At 28.0% G+C, this 5,116-nt stretch carries 2 protein-coding genes and 2 pseudogenes; 1 reads left to right on the top strand and 3 read right to left on the bottom strand.

All coding sequences use genetic code 11. The annotated features are described in order from the left end of the window. Nucleotides 1–192, bottom strand: a pseudogene (locus FYJ33_RS15690) (helix-turn-helix domain-containing protein); the annotation flags it as partial. Between the two features lie 460 nt (nucleotides 193–652). Here FYJ33_RS15690 and FYJ33_RS15685 point away from each other — a divergent pair. Then, entirely contained in the window at nucleotides 653–2,362 is a 1,710-nt protein-coding gene (locus FYJ33_RS15685; RefSeq protein WP_206046732.1) for an ABC transporter ATP-binding protein, read from the top strand. Nucleotides 2,363–2,520: 158 nt separating this feature from the next. On the opposite strand, the gene istB is transcribed toward FYJ33_RS15685, so the two are convergent. Together istB and istA are read right to left on the bottom strand one after the other, a co-directional pair. After that, nucleotides 2,521–3,291, bottom strand: coding sequence for an IS21-like element helper ATPase IstB (istB, locus tag FYJ33_RS15680; RefSeq protein ID WP_154532862.1), 771 nt, complete (start codon nucleotides 3,289–3,291; stop codon nucleotides 2,521–2,523). Next, nucleotides 3,291–4,867: pseudogene (gene istA / locus FYJ33_RS15675) on the bottom strand (IS21 family transposase). Before istA ends, istB begins: the two are co-directional and overlap by 1 nt. Nucleotides 4,868–5,116 lie beyond the last annotated feature (249 nt).

Raw genomic sequence — 5,116 nt, 5'->3', positions numbered from 1 at the left:
TACTAAATCTTCATATTTTCCGTTTATAGGCTTGTCCTTAACCGCAGTTAGGTTATATTTTTGTTCGGGATTTTCAATCGCCCGTTTTACGGTCTTTCGATGTACTCCTATCTTTTTGGCTATACTTCTTTGACTAAGCCCTTCGTTAAAATAAAGATATCTGATATAATCATATTGTACCATTTCAATCACCTTTCAGAATCCTCCCACTTATATAAAATGTCGACAATTTTATTATAAATGGAGGAGTGGTTGAGTGGTACATTTTTTGTTTAGCAGAAGTTAATTATTGGTACACTTTTAGATTAGCATAAGCAAAAGCGTTTATAATTTTAACAATATATAATCATATATAAATTATGAATAGTAATAATTCAAAAAAATCATTTTTTATAAAACATTTGACAAAAAGTAAAAAAAGATTTTACAATAATTATAAAGGTTTATATTGTAAATATTTCAATAATATTGATTTGGTACTGACTTTCAGGCTGGATTTAGTAATATTAAGTAATATTGTTGTAGGCAAACTTCTATATCTAATAATAAGTTACCTAATAAAGTAGCTGATTATACTATAAATTAAACGTAAGTTATCCAGGATAAGGTGTAGAAAAAATTTTGTAAATTAAGGTAGGAGATGATTAATTTCATGTATAAATATATATTAAAAAATAAAGTATTATTCTTTTTTAATATTGTATTGATAATCTTATGTGCAAGTACTGAGATTGTAAAGGCGTATTTGTTTAAATATTTATTAGATTCGGCTACAATATCTACTTATGATGATTTTATATATGCTGTGATTTATTGTATCGGATTTTTAATAATTTCTTTTACAATATATATATTATCTGATTTAGTAGATATAAGGATAACTAAAAAATCTTTAACAAATTTAAAAAATAATTTATTTAAGTCTATTTTAAAAAAAGATATTACTACTTTTAATGGGAATAATACATCTAAATATATTTCAATGTTTACAAATGATATTAATATGTTAAATGTTGACTTTTTTGAAAATATAAAATCCTTAATATATTATATAACTGTATTTATTATGTCTTTTTTCGGAATATTAAGCATTAGTTACTATTTCATTATAAGTATATTAGTTTTAGGTTATATTCCAGTGCTTATTAGCAACTTATTTATGAAAAAAATAGCAAGTTTGAAGAAAGATTACTCTGATAAACTTTATGAGTTTACGAATAAATTAAATGATATGATGTCTGGATTTGAAATAATAAAAAGTTTTAATCTTGAGCACTTTTCCAATACCAAATTTTCAAATATAAATACAGATGTTGAAAAAGCTAATTCAAATGTTAAATTAATAGAATCATTACTTTCAAATATAAATTCGATATGTTCATTGTTTCTGTTTTTATTTAATATGTTATTAGGTGTGTATCTCATAATTAATAAACAGATTACTGTTGGTGCATTGATTGCTACCGTACAATTAATGAATAATATAATAAATCCATTAGGCAATTTAGTTGAAATAAAAAATAAAATTAAATCTATAAATTTAATTTATAAAAATATAGAGGATGAAATAAATATAAAAACGACTGATCAATTTGATTATGTAGAAAAGAATATATTTTGTAATAAAATACAATTAAAAAATGTATCATTTTCATATGATAAAGATAAAGTTATTCTGAAAGATTTTTCTTATACATTCCTTAAAAATAAAAAATATGCTATAGTAGGTTCTTCTGGTTCAGGAAAATCCACTTTATTAAAATTGATTTCTAAATACTGTGTAAATTATGAAGGAGATATATTCATCGATGATGTCAATTTAAAGTGTTTAAATTACAAAAACCTAAATACTTTAATGTCATTAATAAATCAAAATATTTATGTTTTCAATGATACTATAAAAAATAACATATGTTTAAATCAAACATATGTTGAAAATAAACTTTCTAATACTTTTAAACAGTCAGGTCTTACAGAGTTTGTAGATAATTTGCCATTAAAAGAAGATACAATGATAGAGGAAAATGGAAAAAATTTTTCAGGAGGAGAAAAACAAAGAATTGCTATTGCAAGAGCATTAATAAGAGATACCCCTATATTATTAATAGATGAAGCAACATCAGCATTAGATAACATAAATAGATATAATATAGAAAAAGCCATCTTGAATCTTCCAAATATCACAAGTATATGTATTACTCATAATATTAATGAAGAACTTATGAAAATGTATGATGAAATAATAGTTCTAGATAAAGGATCTATTGTTGAAGTTGGGAAATATACTGATTTAATAGCTCAAAACGGTTATTTTTCTAATTTAATTTCGCAAGTTCCTAATAATGAAGCTATGTCAATGTAGTAACTTATTTTTTATTGTTATATTTAAAATATGTAAAAAATCATTCTTTGTACGACTTCTTTTACTATCTAGTAGCACATGTATTTTATACTTACGAAGGAGACCAAATTATCACTAAAAAATCAGCCATCAATATATGGAAAATATGTAAAAGCGGTTCAAGCCTCCTTCATCCATTTTTTTGTTGCTTTTAATCTATAAGATTCTCCATTCATATCTACCATATATGATTTATATGTAAGCCTATCTGTCATGGCTGCCGCCATTACCGGATCAGTAAATACTTCCCCCCATCTATCAAATGATAAGTTTGTCGTTATTATTGTGGATTTCCTACCGGTCCTAATTGATAGATTAGTAAATAATAATTCAGCTCCTTCCTTATCAGATGATATATATCCAAACTCATCGAGAATAACCAAATCGTATCTTTCTAATTTGTTTTGAAAGGCTCTCAAGCTTTTAGCAGAGCGTAATTCTTTTAATTGTGTAATAAATAAGGGCACAGTTGCAAAAAATACTTTATATCCACTTAAACATGCTTTTATACCTAACCCAATTGCAATATGAGTTTTGCCGGTGCCACTGTTTCCGGAAAGAATAACATTCTGTCCTTTTTCTATGAAATCTAATGTATCCAAAATGCCAAGTTTCTTCTGAGCATCTTCAGGAAGCTCTGCAACATCAAGCTCCTCAAGATATTTCTTATATGGGAAGTTGGCTCTCCTGATTCTGCTTTTACGAAGTTCTTCCTGTTTGTAGTCAAACTCTTTTTGAAGCAGTTTATAGATAAATTCTTCATAGCTTATGTCTGTCTCATTAGCACTTTTTATCTCGCTTTCTATAGAATCTTTGAATGTAGATAGTTTAAGATATTCTGAATACTCATGTATTCCCTTTAGAAATATCTTTCTGTTATGATCTTTCATTACTGCATACCGTCCTTTCTTTCAGAAAGCATTTCGGTATAGTTACGTAAAAGATTCATGGAGTTATCAACAATATCTGATTTGCTATTTAAATATTCATTATAGAAATCAGCTTCATTATTTCTCTGACACACAAATTTGATTTTATCTAAGCTTACAGAAGTAGGTGTTATTTTTTAATAACTGATATACTTCTCTGGACTTTATCAAGTCCAACATCACCTATCAGCTGCAAAAGCTCTATAAAATCTTTCTCTTTGTTCTTGAAATACATATTATATATTTGTGCAATGCTCTTATCTATCTGCTTAAAAGCACAGCTATTTATTAATGCATGTGGTTTTCTTTGCAGTGTAGTAAAATAATGATTAAGTTCAATAATCCATTGATGCTGGCTTGGAGATTTTTTATGATGCGCAATTTCTTTGTCTTCAAAATACACGATTATGTCATTAGAATATATTTTGCATTTAAGTATCTGGTTTACAAAACGGTCCGGCACGGAGTAATGACAGTTATCCACAACTATTGTAGAGAACTTATCAACTCGAAGCATCTCAAGTCTTGCAGCTTCAAACTTACCAAATGTAGGAAGAAGCGTGCTTTTTTCTTCATTAAACATTTCTTTTGGTGATTTTTCTTTGTTTGCTGCTTTTATATCGTTGATTTTTTCACAGATACTCTGTAAATACTTATTTGCATCGTCTAATGATTGAAAGCTATCTTTATGGCTAAATGCCTTTCGTCTGACAACTTCAACGCTTCTTTCTACATGACCCTTCTCATTTCCGGATCGTATATTACAGAATCTAAAATTAAACCTATAATATAGAGATAATTTCAGAAGATCTTCAGTAGGTTCCTTTTCTGTAAGTGAAGTGAACTTTTTGACAGCTGTTTTCATATTATCGTAAACAACAGTAGCGAAGGAACATCCTATATATTCAAAGAAGTCGCTGTGCGCTTCAATAAAGCATTGAGACGTCTGCTTTGGGAATAACTTCGCCCACCTATAGTTGCTGTAAGCCGAAGTGAATACAGCCATCTGATACTGCCTTAGTATTCCTCCTTCTGTTTTTAATTTGACTGTTCCCCAATCAAACTCAACAACATCTCCAGGCAGATATTCCTGTTTTATATAGGCTTCTTGAACTTTGTACTCAATTCTGTTAATAACTCGTGAAACGGTCGGATAACTTACTTTAAAACCTTCTGATATTAGTTCTTCATAAATATCCTTTTTCTTTTTTTGTTGTTTTGATAGACCTGTTAATCTTTTTGTTTTATTTTCATCTAAGAAAAACTTTATCCTATCGACAAGTTCTTCTGTTGCCACTTTACGAACTCTTGGAGATGATTTGTATTTTGGTTTATCTGTAAGCCTGCTGATTAGTTCCTGACGCTTTACATCATCATTGTAATCTATTCCTAATTCTTTTAATTCAGCTTCATAATCATTAATATACTTATCTACCGTTTTCCTAGCAAAGCCAGTTTCACGGGATATACATCTCTTTGATTTTCGATCCCTTATGTACATGAGAATAATGTCTTGCTTATTCATCAAACTTATCACCTTCTGCAACTCCTTAATACATAATATTATTTCCAATTTATTATGTGTTTAAGAAGTATTTTCTATAAGAGGTGGCCTACTTTTTAATGAAACTTCTGGTCTACTTTTAGCTTACCCTATACACATATATTAAATATTGGAGTTATGGATAATACGCCTGCTAGCAAACTTATAAGAAACATTTTTTTTAGCTTTGTAGAGTTTGAAAGAGAGATGATAGTAGAGAAATCTCCGTATGGAAATGGTATT

Source organism: Inconstantimicrobium porci (assembly GCF_009696465.1).
GTDB lineage: Bacteria > Bacillota > Clostridia > Clostridiales > Clostridiaceae > Inconstantimicrobium > Inconstantimicrobium porci.
The sequence above is the reverse complement of the archived record's forward strand: the minus strand, read 5'-3'. Positions and strand labels throughout refer to the sequence as shown.

What these genes read in the sequence shown, in the direction of transcription:
- FYJ33_RS15685 (WP_206046732.1), top strand. Translation starts at nt 653, where the DNA reads ATGTATAAATATATATTAAAAAATAAAGTATTATTCTTTTTTAATATT.
- istB (WP_154532862.1), bottom strand. Translation starts at nt 3,291, where the DNA reads ATGAAAGATCATAACAGAAAGATATTTCTAAAGGGAATACATGAGTAT.